The organism is Croceivirga radicis (assembly GCF_002072105.2).
Lineage (GTDB): Bacteria > Bacteroidota > Bacteroidia > Flavobacteriales > Flavobacteriaceae > Croceivirga > Croceivirga radicis.
The window spans coordinates 481,047-501,388 of record NZ_MTBC01000001.1 but is presented as its reverse complement, the minus strand read 5'-3'; the positions used below and the strand labels follow the sequence as shown (position 1 = coordinate 501,388).

General features: G+C 36.5%; 17 protein-coding genes. 13 read left to right on the top strand and 4 right to left on the bottom strand.

What is annotated here, in order from left to right; translation table 11 throughout:
• The first annotated feature begins 5 nt into the window (after positions 1-5).
• The 4 genes from BUL40_RS02250 to BUL40_RS02235 all read left to right on the top strand — a co-directional run bounded on the left by BUL40_RS02250 (position 6) and on the right by BUL40_RS02235 (position 6,801).
• Entirely contained in the window at positions 6-1,301 is a 1,296-nt protein-coding gene (locus BUL40_RS02250) for a peptidoglycan DD-metalloendopeptidase family protein (RefSeq protein WP_010519045.1), read from the top strand.
• Positions 1,282-2,919: a glucose-6-phosphate isomerase gene (gene pgi / locus BUL40_RS02245; RefSeq protein WP_080317898.1), complete on the top strand. Its 1,638-nt coding sequence runs from the start codon at positions 1,282-1,284 to the stop codon at positions 2,917-2,919. Before BUL40_RS02250 ends, pgi begins: the two co-directional genes overlap by 20 nt.
• A gap of 155 nt (positions 2,920-3,074) precedes the next feature.
• On the top strand, positions 3,075-6,275 hold the full coding sequence (locus tag BUL40_RS02240) for a TonB-dependent receptor (protein WP_080317897.1): 3,201 nt from the start codon (positions 3,075-3,077) through the stop codon (positions 6,273-6,275).
• Between the two features lie 91 nt (positions 6,276-6,366).
• Positions 6,367-6,801: a hypothetical protein gene (locus BUL40_RS02235; RefSeq protein ID WP_010519042.1), complete on the top strand. Its 435-nt coding sequence runs from the start codon at positions 6,367-6,369 to the stop codon at positions 6,799-6,801.
• Between the two features lie 5 nt (positions 6,802-6,806).
• Here the strand turns inward: BUL40_RS02235 and BUL40_RS02230 are convergent, their stop codons facing one another.
• A complete protein-coding gene (locus BUL40_RS02230; RefSeq protein WP_244901806.1) occupies positions 6,807-7,844 on the bottom strand; it encodes an endonuclease/exonuclease/phosphatase family protein in 1,038 nt (345 codons plus the stop codon).
• An 88-nt stretch (positions 7,845-7,932) separates the two neighbouring features.
• Here BUL40_RS02230 and BUL40_RS02225 point away from each other — a divergent pair, with 88 nt between their 5' ends.
• The 3 genes from BUL40_RS02225 to BUL40_RS02215 all read left to right on the top strand — a co-directional run bounded on the left by BUL40_RS02225 (position 7,933) and on the right by BUL40_RS02215 (position 11,881).
• Positions 7,933-10,677, top strand: a complete 2,745-nt coding sequence (locus BUL40_RS02225; RefSeq protein ID WP_080317895.1) for a TonB-dependent receptor — start codon at positions 7,933-7,935, stop codon at positions 10,675-10,677.
• 69 nt (positions 10,678-10,746) lie between these two features.
• Positions 10,747-11,226, top strand: coding sequence for a c-type cytochrome (locus tag BUL40_RS02220; RefSeq protein ID WP_080317894.1), 480 nt, complete (start codon positions 10,747-10,749; stop codon positions 11,224-11,226).
• Positions 11,227-11,293: 67 nt separating this feature from the next.
• Positions 11,294-11,881 carry a DinB family protein gene (locus BUL40_RS02215; RefSeq protein WP_080317893.1) on the top strand — a complete coding sequence of 196 codons (588 nt, stop codon included), beginning with the start codon at positions 11,294-11,296 and terminating at the stop codon, positions 11,879-11,881.
• Between the two features lie 4 nt (positions 11,882-11,885).
• Here BUL40_RS02215 and BUL40_RS02210 read toward each other — a convergent pair whose 3' ends face one another.
• Both BUL40_RS02210 and BUL40_RS02205 read right to left on the bottom strand, forming a co-directional pair.
• Positions 11,886-13,463 carry a SulP family inorganic anion transporter gene (locus tag BUL40_RS02210; RefSeq protein WP_080317892.1) on the bottom strand — a complete coding sequence of 526 codons (1,578 nt, stop codon included), beginning with the start codon at positions 13,461-13,463 and terminating at the stop codon, positions 11,886-11,888.
• Between the two features lie 253 nt (positions 13,464-13,716).
• Entirely contained in the window at positions 13,717-14,631 is a 915-nt protein-coding gene (locus tag BUL40_RS02205; protein ID WP_080317891.1) for a nicotinic acid mononucleotide adenyltransferase, read from the bottom strand.
• A 124-nt stretch (positions 14,632-14,755) separates the two neighbouring features.
• Between BUL40_RS02205 and BUL40_RS02200 the strand changes: the two genes are divergently transcribed.
• Complete coding sequence (locus BUL40_RS02200; protein ID WP_080317890.1) at positions 14,756-15,757, top strand: NAD(P)H-dependent glycerol-3-phosphate dehydrogenase; 1,002 nt, start codon at positions 14,756-14,758, stop codon at positions 15,755-15,757.
• Here BUL40_RS02200 and BUL40_RS02195 read toward each other — a convergent pair.
• A complete protein-coding gene (locus BUL40_RS02195) occupies positions 15,754-16,110 on the bottom strand; it encodes a hypothetical protein (protein ID WP_010519620.1) in 357 nt (118 codons plus the stop codon). The genes BUL40_RS02200 and BUL40_RS02195 overlap by 4 nt on opposite strands.
• Positions 16,111-16,166: 56 nt before the next feature.
• Between BUL40_RS02195 and BUL40_RS02190 the strand changes: the two genes are divergently transcribed.
• The 5 genes from BUL40_RS02190 (at position 16,167) to amaB (ending at position 20,082) form a co-directional block, all read left to right on the top strand.
• Entirely contained in the window at positions 16,167-16,703 is a 537-nt protein-coding gene (locus BUL40_RS02190) for a CvpA family protein (protein WP_080317889.1), read from the top strand.
• A gap of 234 nt (positions 16,704-16,937) precedes the next feature.
• Entirely contained in the window at positions 16,938-17,435 is a 498-nt protein-coding gene (locus BUL40_RS02185; RefSeq protein ID WP_176465429.1) for a CAP domain-containing protein, read from the top strand.
• 102 nt (positions 17,436-17,537) lie between these two features.
• The gene (locus BUL40_RS02180; protein WP_080317887.1) at positions 17,538-18,080 is read left to right on the top strand and encodes a 3-hydroxyanthranilate 3,4-dioxygenase; all 543 of its coding nucleotides are present in this window, start codon (positions 17,538-17,540) and stop codon (positions 18,078-18,080) included.
• 1 nt (position 18,081) lies between these two features.
• A complete protein-coding gene (locus BUL40_RS02175; RefSeq protein ID WP_080317886.1) occupies positions 18,082-18,453 on the top strand; it encodes a DUF1304 domain-containing protein in 372 nt (123 codons plus the stop codon).
• A 75-nt stretch (positions 18,454-18,528) separates the two neighbouring features.
• Positions 18,529-20,082 carry an L-piperidine-6-carboxylate dehydrogenase gene (amaB, locus tag BUL40_RS02170; RefSeq protein ID WP_080317885.1) on the top strand — a complete coding sequence of 518 codons (1,554 nt, stop codon included), beginning with the start codon at positions 18,529-18,531 and terminating at the stop codon, positions 20,080-20,082.
• Positions 20,083-20,342 lie beyond the last annotated feature (260 nt).

Here is a 20,342-nt window from a genome sequence, read left to right as displayed (position 1 = left end):
GGTTTATGTATAAATATTGGGCAACAGTTCTGGCAATAGTGCTTTTAATTGCTTGTAAAGCAGACAAAAAAGAAGTTGAAACCACTGCTTTTGAAGAACCTGAGGAAATACCTATCAAGAGACCTTACGGATTTAACTTTGACGAGTTCAATGTTGTGGAAGATACGATAAGGAGCGGAGATAGTTTTGGAGAACTCATGTTAAAAAACCATGTTGACTATCCTAAAATTTATACCGTAACCGAAAAATACAAGGACACGTTTGATGTGAGACGAATAATGGTTGGCAAACCCTATTTAATTCTAAAATCCAAGGATACCTTAGAAAAAGCCGAAGTATTTATTTATCAAAATGACCGTATAAATTATACGGTGGTAGACTTAAGAGATTCGGTAAAAGCCTATACCGGGAAAAAACCGGTTCGGTTTGTAGAGCGAGAAGTAGCCGGGACCATAAATAGCAGTCTTAGCCAAACCCTTGATAGTTTGGGGGTAGACTATGTAATGACTATTAAGTTATCTGAGGTCTATGCTTGGACCATTGATTTTTTTAGGTTAGATGCCGGGGATAAGTTTAAGATTATATATGACGAAAGATATATTAACGATACGTTGTATGCTGGGAGCGGACCAATAAAAGCAGCTTATTTTGAGCACAAGGGTAGACCTATATACGCCTTTCCATACGTAACGGATTCTATTAAAAACATAGAAGATTACTTTGATCAAGACGCCAATAATTTAAGAAGCACTTTTTTAAAAGCTCCTATTAAATTTGGATATCGTTTAAGTTCTAGATACAATTTAAAACGCAGAATTGCTTATTATGGCTATAAGGTTAGACCACACAGAGGCACAGATTACGCCGCACCTATAGGCACCCCAATTGTTGCCACCGCAGATGGGACGGTGACAGAATCTACCCGTAGAGGAGGTAATGGTAAGTATGTTAAAATAAAACACAATAGTATCTATGCCACCCAGTACCTGCACATGAAATCGCAAAAAGTTAAAAAAGGCGAATTTGTACGACAGGGAGATGTTATTGGCTGGGTAGGTATGACCGGTAATACCGGTGGCCCACATGTTTGTTACCGTTTTTGGAAAAATGGCAAACAAGTAGACCCCCTTAGAGAAAAATTGCCCACGGCAGAACCTATTAAAGATTCGTTACAGCCAAAGTACTTTGAGCATATTAAACCGCTAAGAGCACAATTAGATGCTTTAGATGCATCTGCAAAATCAGAAAAGGAAGATTTAATCACATACAACGAAAACACTAATGGCCTTACCCAAAATTAATCCAGAAAACACAAATGCCTGGAACGCATTAAAAGCCCATTTTAACACCCTAAAAGACACCCATTTAAAAGATTTATTCACAACCAACCCAGATAGGGCTAAGGAATTGAGTCTTACTTGGAACGATTTTTTTGTGGATTATTCTAAAAACAGAATTAACACGGAAACCAAAAAATTACTTTTAGATCTAGCCAATGAAGTAAAGTTAAAAGATGCCATAAATGCTTATTTCTCTGGCGACATCATCAATGAAACAGAGGGTAGAGCCGTGCTACACACCGCCCTAAGGTCTAAAAAGACTTCAATTGCAAAGGTTGATGGTGAAAACGTAATTCCGGAAGTTTACCAAGTAAGGGAGCAAATAAAAGCATTTACCCACGCGGTTGTTTCTGGAGAAAAGAAAGGATATACCGGTAAGGCATTTACAGATGTTGTAAACATAGGAATTGGTGGATCAGATTTAGGCCCAGTAATGGTAACCGAAGCTTTACAGTATTACAAAAATCATTTAAAAACCCATTTTGTAAGCAATGTAGACGGTGATCATGTACAAGAGGTAATAAAAGAATTAAACCCAGAAACCACTTTGTTTGTAATTGTTTCTAAATCTTTTACCACCCAAGAAACGTTAAGCAACGCAGAAACAATTAAAGAGTGGTTCTTGCAAACCGCAACGCAAAAAGATGTGGCTTTACACTTTGCCGCAGTATCTACCAATACCAAAATGATAGACCAATTTGGAATTGCAGATGAAAATGTTTTTCCCATGTGGGATTGGGTAGGTGGCAGGTTCTCTTTATGGAGTGCTGTTGGTTTGTCTATTTCATTGGCAATAGGATACACCAATTTTGAAGCTTTATTAGATGGTGCGCAAGAAATGGATAGCCATTTTAAAGATGCTGCATTAGAAGATAACCTTCCTGTAATTTTAGGGTTATTGACCGTGTGGTACAATAACTTTTTTGGTGCAGATACAGAAGCAGTAATACCCTACACACAATACTTACATAGATTACCTGCCTATTTACAACAAGGCATTATGGAAAGCAATGGTAAAAGTGTAGACCGATTTGGAAATGCCACCACCTATCAAACAGGAAATATTGTATGGGGAGAGCCAGGCACCAATTCACAACATGCCTTTTTTCAACTTATACACCAAGGTACAAAGTTAATTCCTGCGGATTTTATAGGTTATAAAAGGTCCCTACATGGCAAAACAGACCACCATAATAAATTAATGGCCAATTTTTTTGCACAAACAGAAGCCTTAATGAATGGTAAAACGTTTACCGAGGTTACCACGGAGCTTAAAGCACAGGGATTGGAAGAAAATGAAATAAATAAACTTGCTCCTTTTAAGGTATTTGAAGGCAATAAACCTACCACTACTATTTTAATAGACCAATTAACACCTAAATCTTTGGGTGCATTAGTTGCTTTATATGAGCATAGAATCTTTGTGCAAGGTGTAATTTGGAACATTTTTAGCTATGATCAATGGGGCGTAGAATTGGGCAAGCAACTTGCCAAAACCATATTAAAAGACATCGAAAATTCAGAGATTACCAAACATGACACCTCTACAATGCAGCTTTTACAAAAATTTAAGAATTAGATGATTTTTTAAAAAATAACAGTTAACTATAAGCCCTTGAAAATCAAGGGCTTTTCTTTTGCTTAAACATTGCATAACTTAACGATTAGTTAACAATGGTAAAAGGATAATGCAGCACTTTTGCAGTGCTAATTGAACAATTAAACATTTTTAAAATGAAAAAATTCTACATGGCATTAGTGGCGATTTTTATCACCACTATAGCTTTTGCCCAAGGGGTTACAACTTCCTCTTTAGGCGGACAAATTACAGATGCACAAGGAGAACCCTTGCCGGGAGCTAGCGTTGTAGCTATACACACTCCATCTGGAACAACTTATGGTGCCGCTACCGATTTTGACGGCTTTTACCGTATTTCCGGAATGCGAATTGGAGGTCCTTACAAGGTTACTATTTCCTATGTTGGTTTCAATGAAGACGTATTGGAAGGTATCTATCTTAATTTAGGTCAATCCGAGCGTATAAGTAGACAACTAAGCGAAAATGCAACAGCACTTGACGAAATAGTTGTTACCGCACAAACTGGCGGTATATTTGATTCAAACAAAACAGGGTCATCAACTAACATCAGTAATGAAAAAGTTACCGCTTTACCTAACGTATCAAGATCTATAGCTGACTTTGCTCGTTTAACTCCAGAAGCTCAAATTAGAGATGACAATGAAATTTCTATTGCCGGTCAAAACAATAGATACAATGCACTTTATGTTGATGGTGCCGTAAACAATGATGTTTTTGGTCTTTCGGGATCAGGAACTAACGGTGGCCAAACAGGAGTAAACCCAATATCAATAGATGCAATTGAATCTTTTCAAGTAAACGTTGCTCCATATGACGTAAAACTTGGTGGTTTTGCGGGTGGTGCTATCAATGCTATAACCAAATCTGGTACTAACGAATTTTCGGGCACAGCTTATTATCTTTTCAGAAATCAAGATTTGGCAGGAAAAACTCCTGGAAGAGAAGATGATGACAGAACAAAATTACCAGATTTTACGGCTCAAACTTACGGTTTAAGTATAGGAGGACCACTTGTTAAGGATAAATTGTTCTTCTTTTTAAACTACGAAAGACAAGATGATGAAACGCCTCAACCCTTTGAAGGAACTTATGATGGCGATGCTGGTCTTACCGGTCTTAATGCTTTTAGGGATTACCTTATTTCAGAGTATGGTTACAATCCAGGAACTTTTGATGCAAATACTAGAACTTTAGAAAGTAATAAGTTAACATTAAGATTAGATTGGAATATTAATGAGAATCATAAGTTATCATTTAGAAACAACTATGTTAATGCTGATTTTTATGGTATTGGTAGGTCAACCAGTTCTACAATTAATTTTAGTAATGCTGGACAGATTTTCGAATCAACTTCAAATACAGCCTCATTAGAATTGAATTCTACATTTGGCAACAAATTTGCTAACAATTTAATTTTAGGTTACACAAGGGTAAGGGATGATAGAGGTATATCTGGAAGTCCATTCCCAACATTGGAAATTAACGATGGTGATGCCAGAATCTTTGCTGGTTCCGAGCCGTTTTCAACAGCTAACCTATTAGAGCAAGATATATTTACGCTTACCAATAACTTTGAAATTTATTCTGGAAGGCATAATATAACTTTAGGTACCCATAATGAATATAGTGATGTTCTTAATGTATTCTTTGGTAGAAACTTTGGAGAGTATACCTATAACACATTGCAAGATTTCTATGATGACGATGCCAATGAGTACAGAAGTAGTTATTCTGTTTTAGGAGGCACGGGAGATGAATCTGTAGGTGCTGCGGAATTTAATCTTTTACAATTAGGTTTTTATGCTCAAGACGAAGTACAGCTTTCAGATAACTTCAAATTTTCCATGGGTGTTCGTTTTGACTTTCCAATTTGGGACGACGGTCGTGGTAACGAAGATTTTAACACAAGAGGCGTTAATTTGTTAGAAGCAAACGGTAAAGATTTACAGGGTGCAAGAGTGGGTAAAGGTCCAAAAACTTCTGCTCATTTTTCTCCTAGATTAGGTTTTAATTGGGACGTAAAGGGAAATAAGAAAACGCAAATTAGAGGTGGTTTAGGTATCTTCACTTCTAGAATGCCATTAGTATGGCCAGGTGGCGCGTATAATAATACTGGTAATAACGTTGCCAATACTAGGATTTTTAGACCAAGAAATGAAGGTGATATTAACAATGTACCATCTTTCAATCCTGATGTTAATTCTCAGTTTAGAGAAGATGATCTTTTCCAAGGGAATATAGATTTATTAGCAGAAGATTTAAAACTTCCACAAACCTTTAAAGCAAGTATTGCAGTAGACCAAAGGTTGCCAGGTGGCTTTACCATTTCTGGAGAATTATTAAGCAATACTACTATAACAGGTCTAAACATAGAAAACTTGAACTTAGCAGGTCCACAATTCACTACCACTGGTCCTGGTTCAAGAGCTAACTTTGGAGGGGTAAATATTGATGATACTTACGGTAGTATTTTCTTGGTTTCCAATACAGGTAAAGGTAAATCTTGGAACGCATCGGCTACACTATCAAAGAACTTCTATAGTCCATTTTTAGACGTACAAGCTTCAGCTACTTATTCTTACGGAGATTCTGATGTATTATTTGAAGGTACCTCATCCCAGATTATTTCGAATTGGGCTTTTAATGAGAGTGTAAACGGTTCTAACAACCTTTCTGTTTCAACATCTGATTTTGCACAAGGAGACCGTTACTTAGCTAATGTAGTTGCTGATTTTAAATGGTCAGAAAACTTAAAAACTACTTTAGGTATTTTCTATGAAGGTATTGATGGTACTCCATTCAGTTATGTTGTTGGTGGAAGAAACGATTTAATTGATGATACAGGGGAATCATTTGTTGCATTACCTTACATTCCAGAAACTTTTGAGGAAGCTCAATTGGTTGATGATGGTGATTTTACTGCTGAGGATCAGTGGGCAATATTAGACGGTTTTATTTCTAGCGATGATTACTTAAGCTCTAGAAGGGGAGAATTTGCAGAAAGAAACGCATCAAGAGCTAAAATGAGTCATGTTATTGATTTAAAACTTGCACAGGATTTCTCCTTTAATGTAGGTGATAAAAAACACACAATCCAAATCTCTGCGGATGTTTTCAACTTTACTAATCTTATAAATAAAGATTGGGGTAGAAGATATTTTACAAGTGGATTTGATACCGCTACTCTATTGTTCTTTGAAGGTTTTGAGGCAGATGGAACCACGCCAACCTATACAATTAATAGAAGCATAGAAAACTCGCTTAATAACATTGATGATGCTGGTCTACAATCTTCTAGATGGCAAGCTCAATTGGGTATACGTTACAAGTTCTAAACCCAAAAGAATTATAACCTTTAAAACCCCTGCAAAAGCAGGGGTTTTTTTATGGTTTAAAATGTTTATTTTTACGCTCTAAACCAACAACATGGAAATAGTAAAAAACCTTCATTCTTATTTAGCTTACCTTGTTTTAATTATCCTAATTATAGCGGTTGTTAATGCGCTAATTGGGTGGTTTGGCAAAAAAGAATTCCGTTTTGAAAAAGACTTACGCATTAGTCTTTTTGCTTTAATTATGTCCCATATTCAATTGTTGGTTGGTTTAATCTTATACTTTGTTTCTGCCAATGGCTTTAAAGCTATACAAACCCTAGGTATGGGCGGGTTAAATTCTGCCGCTCGTTTACTAGCGGTAGAGCATCCTTTTATCAACATAATTGCAATTGTTTTGATTACCATAGGTTGGTCTAGGCACAAAAAAACAGAAGACGCTACTTTAAAGTTTAAACGCATAGCCATATTTTATGGTTTAGGGTTATTGGCCATACTCAGCAGAATACCTTGGGGCCAATGGCTATAATCACTTTAATCCGTAACCATTTTAAGTAAATACAGATAAACGGGAAAGTGGTCTGCATAGCCACCTTGGTAAGTTGTACCCACATAGGTTCTAAAAGGATATCCTTTATACCGCCCTTCCTGTACCATTAAATAATCTGGTGAAAATATATGGGCCTGCCAATAATGCAGGCCTTTTCTATTGGCAGTAACCAAACTAGGGGTTAAAAGAAACTGATCAAATAAATTCCACCTATCCCTATATGCTAGTGTGCCTAGTCCTTGCCTGTAAAGCTTTTCCATGGGATTATAAAGACCAAGGCTATCCAAGGCTTTAAGCTTACCCTTGGTACGCAGAACTGTTTTTAAACTAGCATCTCTTGGGTCGTCGTTTAAATCGCCCATAGAAATTATTTTAGCTAAAGGGTTTTCCCTTCTAATGGAATCTATTATTCTTTTATTAAGCAAGGCCGCCTTAATACGATTGGGCCTGCTTCGTTTTTCACCACCGCTCCTAGATGGCCAGTGATTTACAATAAAACTAAGCTTCTCACCATCCATTATACCTGTTACTACCAATTGGTCTCTAGTATAATCTCTAAAACCTTCCTCATTAAACAGTAATAATCTATGACTATTAAAGGCAATAGGTAGAAAACTACTTTCCTTATAAAGTAAAGCAACGTCTATTCCTCTTTCATCTGGGCTATTAAAATGAATTATCTGGTATCCATAATCTTTTAAAGTAGTGGTAGAAATTAAATCTAGTAGTACGTTTTTGGTCTCAACTTCGCATACACCTATTATATCTGGAGTTGTTCCGGTTCTGTCCTTACCAATTTCAGATAAAACCTTTGCTACTGCATTTAATTTTGACTCATATTTTTCTTGTGTCCAGTTATATTTTCCAGTAGGCGTTCTATCATCATCGTGAACTAGAGAATCATTCTTAATATCGAATAAATTCTCCAGGTTGTAGAAAACAACTGTCCTTACACGATAATTCTCCTGACCATAACAATTAAAATATAATATAACGTTTACGAATAGGATTATTAATCCCATACAAAAACGATTACCAGTATATTTTTTCAAGTACATACCACTATAATACTATATTTTTTGTAATCTTATAGCACACACTAACCTGATTATGAAATACTTTTGGATATTTCTATACGGCATCCTATGTTCAAACTTACTTATAGCTCAAGAATTTACAATTACCGGATATGTATATGAATTCACATCAAAAAAGCCGATAGAAAATATTGAAGTAGCTATTGACAGCCAGCTAAATAAAGTCTACACCAACACTAATGGCGAATTTATTCTACAATATAAAACTTCTGAACCCCGTATAATAATCGATTTTACACATAATGGTTACCAAACTAAAAGGATAGAAGTGTATTTGGAGGAAGAAAAAATTAGTTTAGGTAGTATTTATCTTAAAACTGATATAACCCAAGAACAAAACCTCAACTTGATAAGCCTTACGGATTTGGAGCTTTCTGATGAAAACAATAACATAAACGCATCTCAAGGTTTATTACAGGCTACAAGGGATATTTTTTTACAGCGTGCCGCTTTCGACTTTGGGCAAGCGTTTTTCAAAGTTAGAGGTTACGATTCTCAAGAGGGAACTGTTTTACTTAATGGTATTAGTATGAATAAACTACTAAATGGCAGACCAGATTGGAACAATTGGGGTGGTTTAAATGATGTAACAAGAAACCAAACTTTTACCAATGGGTTAGATTTTAATTCAAATGCATTTGGAAACGTACTAGGCACCACCAATATAGATACAAGACCTTCTGGTTTAAGACCAGGAATACGCCTTACCTCTTCCTTTTCTAACAGAACGTATACAGGAAGGTTAATGGCCACTTACACGCATCAAAATATTGAAACAGGATTGGCTTACAGCGTCTCTGCTTCTAAAAGGTGGGCAAAAGAAGGCTATGTAGATGGCACTTTGTATACTGCTAATGCCGCATTTGGTGCTCTTGAATATCAATTCAATAAAAAACATTCTCTTTTAGGAACCTTTATCTTGGCTAAAAATACTCGAGGCCGAAGCTCCGCTATAACACGAGAAGTTTTTAATCTACAAGGAAAACAATATAATCCCTATTGGGGATTACAAAACGGGAAAATTAGAAATAGCCGTACTAGAAAAATAATGGAGCCCATTGCCATGCTTAACTATTTTTATGCAGGGGAGTCCTTTAAATTATCCGCTGGGGCTTCCTTTCAAACAGGCTATAACAATAGAAGTAGATTAGCCTATTATAATGCTCCAAACCCAGACCCTACTTATTATAGATATTTACCTAGCTATTACATAAACAATACTATTGGGGCAGATTTTACAAATGCAAGTTTGGCAAGAGAAGGTTTTCTAAAAAACGCTCAATTAAATTGGTCCAATTTATATACCGCCAATACAAATCCAAGCTCAGGTGGTAAAGCGGCATATGTATTATTAGATGATGTTAACCAAACCAACACCCTAAACTTTAATACAATAGTCAATTTAAAATTGAATTCTGCCATTAAATTGGATGCCGGTATAGCCTACAAGAATAACAGTAGTACTTTCTTTGCAGAAGCAACAGACCTTCTAGGCGCTTCTTTTCACGAGGATATTGACCCTTTTTCCAATACCCTAAATAACACCAATGGACCATTACAGATATCAAAAGGAGATAAATTCAACTACCATTATAAATTGCAATCCAATTCTATAAACGCTTTTACACAATTACAAGGGCAATGGAAAGCTTTTGATTTTGGTTTGGGCCTAGCTTTAAATCAATTAAAAACACAAAGAATAGGCTATTTTCAAAACCAACGTTACTTAGAAAATTCTAAAGGCAATAGTACACCTATTAACTTTCTAGGGCTAAGCGGCAAACTACAATTAGCATATAAACTCAATGGCAGAAATTGGATACATCTAAATACTGCAAGTATAAATAGGGCTCCTAATTTACAACGGCTATTTGTTAATCCACGAGAAAACAACCAAATTGTAGTGAATCCAAAAGTAGAACGCATAACCGCGACAGACCTTAGCTACACGTTTAAATATCCAGATTTTGATGGTAGAATAACGGCATTCTATACACGATTCCAAGACTTATCTAGAGTTAATTATTTTTATGTTGATGCCGGGGTGGGTTCAGATTTTGTGCAAGAGGTGGTAACCAATATGGACCATCTACATAAAGGTTTGGAAATAGGCGTGTCATATAATGCATCACCGCAAGTTAAGCTTAGTGCGGTGGCAAATATAGGTAGGTATACATATGCCAACAATCCAGATGTTACCATTAATTTTGATACAGCCAATGCTGATGAAGAGCCTTTGGATGTAAATGGTTTTATTGATTTAGGAAAAGCCAATCTTAAAGACTTACGATTAAATCAAGGACCACAGAAAACGTATTCCATTGGTATAGAATATAGAGACCCTAGGTATTGGTGGATCGGCGCAACAACAAATTATTTGGATGAGAATTATGTTGGCCTAAGTAGTATAATTAGAACCAATAGCTTTACCCTTAACCCAGAAACAAACAGGCCCTTTTCCTCGGCAACACCAGAGGCAGTGGCCAATCTATTAAACCAGCACAAAGAAAATCCATTTTATCTATTAAACTTGGTTGGTGGTAAATCTTGGCTAAAAAATGGAAAATATATAAGCCTCTTCATTAGCATTAACAATCTTTTTGATACCGATTATATTTCTGGTGGTTATCAGCAAAGTAGAAATGGTAATTTTGAACAACTCCAAACAGATAATTTAAGAGACAACCCTTCCTTTGCTCCTAAATATTGGTTTGGCTTTGGTCGTAGTTATTTTATTAACCTATCCTTTAGTTATTAAGAAGTATTCTCTTTTGTTTTTTCATTATATTTATTGCTTGTAAAAACTGAAGAACAAACATAAATACCCATGAAAAAAGTAGTACTTTTTTTAGCACTTGGCGCTTTAATAGCTAGTTGTGGTGAAAAGAAAGAGAAAAAAGAAGGTTTTGAAGTTAATAGGACTAAAACCGAAACCACTAAAGCTGATGCTGAAAGCGGTGGCGTTCCAGTAGATTTGGACAACAAAGGTGTAGGCCCAATTAAAAACGTGGAATTTGCAGATGAAATTGATACGGAATTAGCTGCAAAAGGTGAAGCTACTTTTAATTCTGTTTGCGTTGCTTGCCATATGGTAGACAAAAGAATGATTGGCCCTGCAATGAAAGGTGTATATGAACGTAGAAGTCCAGAATGGGTCATGAACATGATTTTAAACCCAGATGGGATGCTTAAGGAAGACCCTATTGCAAAGGCGCTTTTAAAAGAGTACAACAACGCAATTATGTTAAACCAAAATTTAACGGAAGATCAAGCTAGAGAATTGGCAGAGTATCTTAGAACACTATAATACTAGAACCAAAATAACGCAACAAAGCTACTTTCTATTTGGATTGTAGCTTTTTCTTTTTAAAATCATGAAATACCTTTTAAACCTTATTTTTTTGGCCGGTATAAATTTTATTACAATGGCACAAACCAACTTACCATACGCCGTACTTCCAGATTTAGAACTAGATTACACTGAGGGTTCCATTGTAGCAAGAACCATAGACGGATTAGGGTTTAGATATTATTGGGCAACGGAAGGTTTAAGAGAAAAAGAGTTGACTTTTACGGCCTCAGAAGACAGCCGAGATATTAAGACTACACTAGAACACATTTTACAGCTTTCTAAAGCCGTGCGTAACGCTGTGGAAGAAAAACCTAACATACGGCCAGAGACCAAAAGAGAATATACCCTTGAACAGCTAAGACTACAAACACTTAATAATTTAAAAATAGCCAGTGACGCTTATAAGCTTGCCACAGCCTCAGATTTTAAAAAGTTTAATGTAACCTTTCAGCGGGGAGAAAACCGCGTTTCGTTTCCATTTTGGAATCTTCTAAACGGGCAACTTTCTGATGCTATATACCACACTGGACAAGTGGTGCTTTTGCGCAGGATTGCCGGTAATCCTATAAATCCTAAAGTGAATGTCTTTTTAGGTAAGTTAAACGACTAGACCACTAGAATTCGTCTGAAACCACTTTATAAGTTGGGTCTTCCAATACATTAACTTCTATAATACTGTCTGCATTCTGCAACAACCTTCTACAATCGTTGCTTAAATGTTTCAGGTGAACCTTTTTACCGGCTTTGGCATAACGTTCCGTTATTTTGTGCAACGCTTCTATACCAGACATATCTGCTACCCTACTTTCTTTAAAATCGATAATTACTTCTTCAGGATCGTCTTGTACATCAAATTTTTCTGAAAATAATGTGGTAGATCCAAAAAATAGAGGACCGTATATTTCGTAATGCTTCACACCATTTTCATCTGTATGTTTACGCGCACGAATACGCTTTGCATTTTCCCAAGAATAGGCTAACGCAGAAATTATTACACCCAACAAAACAGCAACGGCTAGATTGTGCGTAATGGCCGTGATCAAGGTTACCAAAACCATGACGATCACATCTGACTTTGGCATTTTGCCAAATGTTTTAAAACTGGCCCATTCAAACGTACCAATGGCAACCATAAACATTAAACCCACCAATGCCGCCATAGGTAAGCGTTCTATTAAGCTACTACCAAACATTATAAATACCAAAAGCATCACTGCTGCGGTAATACCAGATAATCTTGCTCTAGCTCCAGAAGAGGTATTAATCAAACTCTGGCCGATCATAGCGCAACCGCCCATTCCAGATAAAAAGCCAGAAAAGATATTACCAACACCTTGTGCTACACATTCTTTATTGCCCCTACCCCTAGTTTGGGTAATCTCATCCACAATATTTAGTGTTAATAGGCTCTCTATTAAACCAACACCAGCAACAATTGCCGCATAAGGGATTATTATTTTAAAAGTGGCCCATGTAAAAGGTATTTGAGGAATAGATAAAGGAGGAAAACCTCCCTTTATTGTCTCGCCTTCTCTCATAATATCCGCGACCGTCATGGTGTTTACTCCAAAGCCAATAACTATGGCCGAAACAACTATTATAGCCACCAAAGATGAAGGCACTACCTTGGTTAATTTTGGCAAGCCCCAAATAATAAGCATGGTTAACAAGGTTAGGCCCAACATGATGAACAAAGGACTCCCCGTCATTAACGCTCCTGTTTCTTTGTTGTAGAAATTTGGAAACTGTGCCATAAAAATTATTATGGCCAAACCATTTACAAAACCAAACATTACTGGTTGTGGCACTAAACGGATAAATTTACCCAAACGCAAAACACCTGCTAAAATTTGCAACGTACCTGCAAGAATCACGGTGGCAAACGTATAATTAAGAATGGTTACGGGCTCTATACCTGGAAAAGTATTCTTCAATTCCAAAATAAGCCCTACAAAGATTACCGCTACTGCACCAGTTGCCCCAGAAATCATTCCTGGTCTACCGCCCAAAATAGAGGTTACCAAAGCCATTACAAACGCAGCATAAAGACCGGTTAATGGCGAAAAACCAGGTATTAAGGCAAAAGCGATAGCTTCTGGCACTAAGGCTAGGGCCACTGTTAAACCAGATAATATCTCTGTTTTATAATCTACTTTCTGACTAAAATCGAAAAGGTTTAGGTACTTTTTCATGTTTCCTAATTAAGCCGGCAAAATTAATACTTAATGCCGGTTTAGCTAGTAAAGGAATAATTTTTAAGAATTTATCAATCTAAAAACATCATAATTAAACATTTACAAAGCCCAGTAAGCAAATAGAATACTTATGGTAAACAAAATGGACCAAAAAAAACCGCCCCGTGTAAACCATAGGATACAGCGAGGCGATTTCTAACTAAATAACCAACCAAAAAACGTTTATATAGTCGTTTAGGAAACAATTTCCTTACAGACTTCTAGCGCGGGATACGTTCATTTTTTTGTTATTGGATTTTGAACGTTTTTTACCCGTCTTATCATCAGATTTTAAATATTGTATGTAGCCTCTACCACTAAACTCATAAACCGTTCCACTGGCTACATGATACAATTCTATTGTACTATCATCTATAACGTACAACTCAAAGTATTCATTGCCTAAATAGTCATAATCCAGTGTTAAAGTTTTTAAAGTGGGCTCATTGGTATCATACACTTGGTAAGCCCCTTCATAGTCCCAAACCAAATTAACCAAAGCGGTACCATTGCCATCTTGAGAAGATTGAAAAACCCCTCCGACATCATCAAAAAACCGCATATAATTTTCAGCATCAAAATCATTTATAGCTCCCTGCTCACTGGTGAATGTTTTTTCCCAAGCAGTGTATTCTTGTAAAAAGTAGGTGAGGTTCTCATAGAACATCCGATCATAATCAAAGTTTCGTCTTTGATAACCATTTAGAAAATAACTGGTGTTAGAACGCGGGTCATGGATTTCTAAAGTGTTATTGTTAACCACGTATAAGTCTAACAACCAAAGGCCGTCTATATCATGGTCTATTTCTATTTGGCCCGTAAAAGTTCCGTAGCTACCCACATCAATACCAAGGCCGTTTCCGGTTTTCCCTAATCCTACAATATTGTTATTGGCATATACAATTCCGTCCCTAAAACTTACCGTGAACGCATTTTGAAGAAAAGGCACCTCCCCATTACCATCCGTAGCATTTATATCTACATACCATAAATCAAAAGATTGTAAAACATCATCTGTATGTACGGGAGATGTTACCAAATAATCGTCTTCTATGATAACTTCGGTATAACAAGAGCTCAAAAAGACCAAACCTAAAATTCCTAGTAGTATACTTTTTGTTTTCATAATCATTCGTTTTTCGATTCTCTATATCGAAACCAAGTATTGTGCCAAAATGGATAACCCACTAATAACAAGGGTTTAACCTAATATCAAAATCTATATTTAACTTTGGCCTAGACAAAGAAGAATGAAAGCAAAAACAAAATACGCTGTTTTAGGTGGAGGTAGCTGGGCAACTGCCTTGGTTAAAATTTTAACGGAGAACAACAATACCATACATTGGTACATGCGTAGCGTGTACGCGGTAGAACATTTAAAACGAGAGCACCATAACCCAAATTATCTAAGCTCTGTAGAATTACAACTAGACAAACTACACCTTACTACAGATATTAACCAAGCAGTGAATGGTGCAGATGTACTAATATTTGTTATTCCTTCGGCTTTTTTAGCTTCAGAATTAACACACCTAAAGAATTTACCAAAGGAAAAAGTTATTTTTTCAGCCATTAAGGGTATTGTTCCAGAAACTGGTAGAATAGTAGGGGAACATTTTCATTTTGAGTACGGCATACCTTATGACCAAATTGGCGTAATAACCGGTCCCTGCCATGCGGAAGAAGTAGCCTTAGAACGATTATCTTACTTAACAATAGCCTGTTCCGATGATACCAAGGCTAAAGTATTGGCCAAAGATTTACGTAACGAATACATTAATACCAAAACTTCTGATGACATTATTGGTACGGAGTATGCCGCTGTACTAAAGAATATATATGCCATTGCTGCTGGTATTGCCCATGGTCTTGGTTATGGCGATAATTTCCAAAGCGTATTGATGAGCAATGCTATCCGAGAAATGAAACGCTTTATAGGTAAAGTACATAAAATGAAACGTAACATTAACGATAGTGCCTACTTGGGTGACTTATTAGTTACAGGCTATTCCGTATTTAGTAGAAATAGAATGTTTGGAAACATGATTGGTAAGGGATACACGGTAAAAAGTGCAATGATGGAAATGAATATGGTAGCCGAAGGCTACTATGCAGCCAAAAGCGCCCATATACTGATGGACAAACTAGAAAAAAAATCAAAAACCCCCATTATCAACACAGTGTACAGTATCTTATATGAAAATAAAGACCCCAAAAAAGCATTTAAAAAACTTACGGAAAAGCTAGATTAAGAAATATAGGCCTTCTCTAAAAAATAAGTAACCAAGGCTTCCTTCATCAAAACAGCTTGTTCTCCTGCTTTTAAGTTGGGCAATTGTTCTTTCACCTTGTAATGTGGCCAGCCGTCTGGGTCATAAAAATCAAATTCGTAAAAACCATATGGTTCTAGCAACCTACATATGGCTATATGCATTAGGTTAACTTTTTCATCCTTTTTAAAAGTGCGCCCTAATTGCCCTAATTCTTGTACGCCTACCAAATAAATAATGCCGTCCAAATCCAAAGTATCTCCATCCGCAAATTTATCCGAAAGCTTTTTTACCAACAGCTCCCATTGCTCCTTTAACTTACTATTTCCTGTCATACCATTAAAACTACAAAGGTAAAACTCAATATCCTATATTTGCCTAAACACGTACCATGACTTTTATAGATATTGTTTTAGGGCTATTACTTATATGGGGTTTATATAAAGGTTTAAAAAATGGCCTTTTTGTAGAGCTTGCCGCTTTAGTGGCCCTTATTGCTGGTATTTATGGCACCATTCATTTCTCTTACATAGCCGGTGATTACATAGAAAACAATACAGAGTGGAATCCTAGTTACGTTAAAATAGCATCTTTTTTAATAACCTTTATAATAATAGTACTTGTAGTACATTTTGCAGGTAAGCTATTAACTAAGATTGCTGATTTTGCCATGTTGGGCTTGCTAAATAAGATTGCAGGTGGCATTTTTGGTACGCTTAAGGTAGCTATTATAGTTGGTGCACTTCTAGTCTTTTTTGAAAAAGCAACCGCCTCTTTAAACTTTATTGACAAAGAGGACCAGACCAATTCTATTCTTTATGGTCCGGTTAGAGACATTGGAGCGCTGGTCTTTAGTAAAGTATTCTCTGAAAAAGAACAGTTAGACAAGGAAGAAGAACAAGAAAAAGAAACCTACATTTCGCTTTAACAACTAATAACTAGCGGTTTAAAAGAAACCTCCCATAGCTTTAGTAAAAATAGGTATTTTCCTACATATTACAGTTTTCATCGATAAAATGCAAATGTATTTCGTCGATAAACCCCTGTTTCACTTAATCTTACGACTTATCGAAAAAAACGGGTAGTTAAAGATAATTTCATGTCTCGGTAACATTCTAAAATACATTCGCAGTGAGAACAAAAAATGAAAACCGATTTGAAAATGAAACGTTTATTCCCCCTTGCAATAATTCTTGTACTTTGTTTCACCTCTTGCAGTACCATCAGCACAGAAGAAGAAGCTGCTTTGTATGAAGAGAACACCATTGAGGCAGTAAGTTTGGTTCTTTCTGATAATGAGCAGGCCTTGCTAGATATAATCAATAATCATAGAGAAGATTTAGGATTAGGCCGTTTAGAATTTAATGCAGCCATATATGAAGTGGCAGAAGAGCATAATTTATACATGATCACCAATGATGCTTTAAGTCATAATAATTTTAATGAAAGAGCTTCTAAGGTTGCCAAAAAAACAAAAGCAAAAAAGGTAGGCGAAAATGTTGCTAGAAAATATAATGATGTAGTTTCAGCTTTTGATGGATGGATGTCAAGCAATTCGCACAAGAAGACCATAGAGGGAGATTATACGCATACCACTATAAGCATTACTAAAAGCAATACGGGAGATTTATATTACACACAAATCTTTTATAAAGAATAGATTACAGAAATTAAGTTAAGTGTTTTTAAAAAGGGTTGCCAATGGCAGCCCTTTTTGCTTTTAAAGCACAAAGCTTTTTTTGTACCTTTCTTAAAAAAAATAATGGCCATTAAAGCTCCTTTTAATCTAAATAAGTGGATAGAAGAAAATAGAGAACTATTAAAACCACCTGTTGGAAACAAAAACCTCTACAAAGATGCTGGTGATTATATTGTTATGATCGTTGCTGGGCCTAATGCCAGAAAAGATTACCATTATAACGAGACTGAAGAGCTCTTTTATCAATTAGAGGGCAATATAGAAGTTCATATACAAGAAGAAGGAGAAAAAAGAACCATGGTGCTAGGCCCAGGAGATATGTATTTACATCCTGCCAAAGTACCCCATTCTCCTGTTAGACATGAAGGTTCTATAGGTCTTGTAATAGAACGTAAGCGTAACAACTTAGAAGGAAAAGACGGGCTTTTATGGTTCTGTGATAATTGCAATAATAAATTATACGAAGCCTACTTTACCTTAAATGATATTGAAAAAGATTTTCTTAAGCATTTTAAACAATTTTATGGGAGTAAGGAACTCCGCACCTGTAATTCTTGCGGAACGGTAATGCCAACGGATCCAAGATTTGTAGCAGAAAAAGAATAATATGGGCTTTCTTTATAAAATTTTGGCTATTGTAGTTGCGCTACAACACGTATACTTTCTTTACCTAGAAATGTTTGCATGGACCACAAAAGCAAAAAAAGTGTTTAAATCCATGCCAGAACATTTGTTTGAGCCCACTAAAACATTGGCGGCCAATCAAGGATTATACAATGGGTTTTTAGCTGCAGGTTTAGTTTGGAGTGTTTTTATAGCAGATACACTCTGGTCCATATATATAGCGCTTTTCTTTTTTAGCTGCGTATGTATTGCAGGGGTATACGGTGGCTATACGGCATCAAAAACTATCTTTTACGTGCAAGGTATTCCTGCTTTGTTAGGCATATTAGCTTGCATAGCTAGTTTATTTGGTTAATCCCCGTAAAATTAAAATACGTACAACTCTACAATATTTGTATTTTTGTAACAATCAACACTAAAAATGTTATAAATGTCAGAAGTGGCTCAGAATTTTCAAATACAAGAAGCTCTTGAACAACTAGGAATACAACAAGAAAACAACGGAACATCTACAGGTAACCATTGGTTTGGTTCTGGTTCTATGTTAAGTTCTACCTCTCCGGTAGACGGTGCTTTTATAGCTAAAGTTAGTACATCCACTAAGGAAGATTATGAACAAGTAGTGGAAAAAGCACAAGAAGCTTTTAAAACTTGGCGTAGCCTCCCCGCTCCACAAAGGGGAGAAATAGTTAGACAGTTTGGTGATAAGTTACGTGAGTTAAAAGAGCCCTTGGGTAAGCTTGTTTCTTACGAAATGGGAAAATCTTACCAAGAAGGTTTGGGCGAGGTACAAGAGATGATAGACATTTGTGACTTTGCCGTTGGTTTGTCTAGACAGCTTCATGGTTTAACCATGCATTCTGAAAGACCCGGCCACCGTATGTATGAACAATACCACCCAATGGGTATAGTGGGTATCATTTCTGCTTTTAACTTTCCTGTTGCGGTATGGTCATGGAATACCGCTCTTGCATGGGTTTGCGGTGATGTATGCATTTGGAAACCATCTGAAAAAACACCTTTATGCGGTATTGCTTGCCAAAACATAATAGCAACCGTATTAAAAAACAACAATTTGCCAGAAGGTATTTCTTGTATTATAAATGGTGATTATAAGGTTGGCGAATTTTTATCCCAAGATAATCGTGTACCCTTGGTATCTGCAACAGGTTCTACTAGAATGGGTAAAATTGTTGCGCAAACCGTTGCCGGCCGTCTAGGTAAATCGCTATTAGAACTGGGTGGAAATAACGCCATTATCGTTACCCCGGATGCGGATATAAAAATGACTGTTATTGGGGCTGTTTTCGGCGCAGTTGGTACTGCTGGTCAACGTTGTACATCTACTAGAAGGCTTATAGTTCATGAAAGTATGTACGATCAGGTCAAAGAAGCACTGGTAAATGCCTATGGGCAATTAAAAATTGGAAATCCATTAGACCAAAATAATCATGTTGGACCACTAATAGATACAGATGCGGTTGCCAATTATCAAAACGCATTGGACCAAGCGGTTAAAGAAGGTGCAAATATTCTAGTACTGGGTGGCGTTTTAGAAGGAAATGGATATACTAGTGGCTGTTATGTAAAACCAGCGATTGTAGAAGCTAAAAACGAATTTAAAATAGTGCAGCAAGAAACATTTGCACCAATTCTATATTTATTAAGATATACTGGGGACGTAACCAATGCCATTGACCAACAAAATAACGTGGCACAGGGGCTCTCCTCTGCAATAATGACCAATAATCTTAGAGAGGCCGAACGCTTTTTATCCGTTGCGGGTAGTGATTGTGGTATTGCCAATGTTAATATAGGCACCTCTGGCGCAGAAATTGGTGGTGCTTTTGGTGGCGAAAAAGAAACCGGCGGTGGTAGAGAAAGTGGTTCCGATGCTTGGAAGGTTTATATGCGTAGACAAACCAATACCATCAATTATACCACTGAGCTTCCCCTTGCACAAGGAATTAAGTTTAATTTATAAAATAAAAAGCCGTTGCTTTTAATAAGCACCGGCTTTAACCAACTTAACTAACTCAAACTTAAATAAGGTAACCCTATTTCAATGCCGGATCTTTGTCGGGAGAAATAGGGTTTTATATTTAAAACGCTATACAAGTAAATAATTATCATGGCTGCTTGGGCCAGAAATTGCATAGTTGGTACGCTTTTCTGTACATTCTGCCAATAAACCCTGTTTTCTTTGTGCCATACGTGTTACTGCATTAAACACCTGCTAATCAA

Coding starts and splice junctions, on each gene's coding strand:
- BUL40_RS02250 (WP_010519045.1), top strand. CDS start 6: ATGTATAAATATTGGGCAACAGTTCTGGCAATAGTGCTTTTAATTGCT.
- BUL40_RS02195 (WP_010519620.1), bottom strand. CDS start 16,110: ATGACAGGAAATAGTAAGTTAAAGGAGCAATGGGAGCTGTTGGTAAAA.
- pgi (WP_080317898.1), top strand. CDS start 1,282: ATGGCCTTACCCAAAATTAATCCAGAAAACACAAATGCCTGGAACGCA.
- BUL40_RS02190 (WP_080317889.1), top strand. CDS start 16,167: ATGACTTTTATAGATATTGTTTTAGGGCTATTACTTATATGGGGTTTA.
- BUL40_RS02205 (WP_080317891.1), bottom strand. CDS start 14,631: ATGAAAACAAAAAGTATACTACTAGGAATTTTAGGTTTGGTCTTTTTG.
- BUL40_RS02200 (WP_080317890.1), top strand. CDS start 14,756: ATGAAAGCAAAAACAAAATACGCTGTTTTAGGTGGAGGTAGCTGGGCA.
- BUL40_RS02220 (WP_080317894.1), top strand. CDS start 10,747: ATGAAAAAAGTAGTACTTTTTTTAGCACTTGGCGCTTTAATAGCTAGT.
- BUL40_RS02225 (WP_080317895.1), top strand. CDS start 7,933: ATGAAATACTTTTGGATATTTCTATACGGCATCCTATGTTCAAACTTA.
- BUL40_RS02210 (WP_080317892.1), bottom strand. CDS start 13,463: ATGAAAAAGTACCTAAACCTTTTCGATTTTAGTCAGAAAGTAGATTAT.
- BUL40_RS02175 (WP_080317886.1), top strand. CDS start 18,082: ATGGGCTTTCTTTATAAAATTTTGGCTATTGTAGTTGCGCTACAACAC.
- amaB (WP_080317885.1), top strand. CDS start 18,529: ATGTCAGAAGTGGCTCAGAATTTTCAAATACAAGAAGCTCTTGAACAA.
- BUL40_RS02235 (WP_010519042.1), top strand. CDS start 6,367: ATGGAAATAGTAAAAAACCTTCATTCTTATTTAGCTTACCTTGTTTTA.
- BUL40_RS02215 (WP_080317893.1), top strand. CDS start 11,294: ATGAAATACCTTTTAAACCTTATTTTTTTGGCCGGTATAAATTTTATT.
- BUL40_RS02180 (WP_080317887.1), top strand. CDS start 17,538: ATGGCCATTAAAGCTCCTTTTAATCTAAATAAGTGGATAGAAGAAAAT.
- BUL40_RS02185 (WP_176465429.1), top strand. CDS start 16,938: ATGAAACGTTTATTCCCCCTTGCAATAATTCTTGTACTTTGTTTCACC.
- BUL40_RS02240 (WP_080317897.1), top strand. CDS start 3,075: ATGAAAAAATTCTACATGGCATTAGTGGCGATTTTTATCACCACTATA.
- BUL40_RS02230 (WP_244901806.1), bottom strand. CDS start 7,844: ATGGGATTAATAATCCTATTCGTAAACGTTATATTATATTTTAATTGT.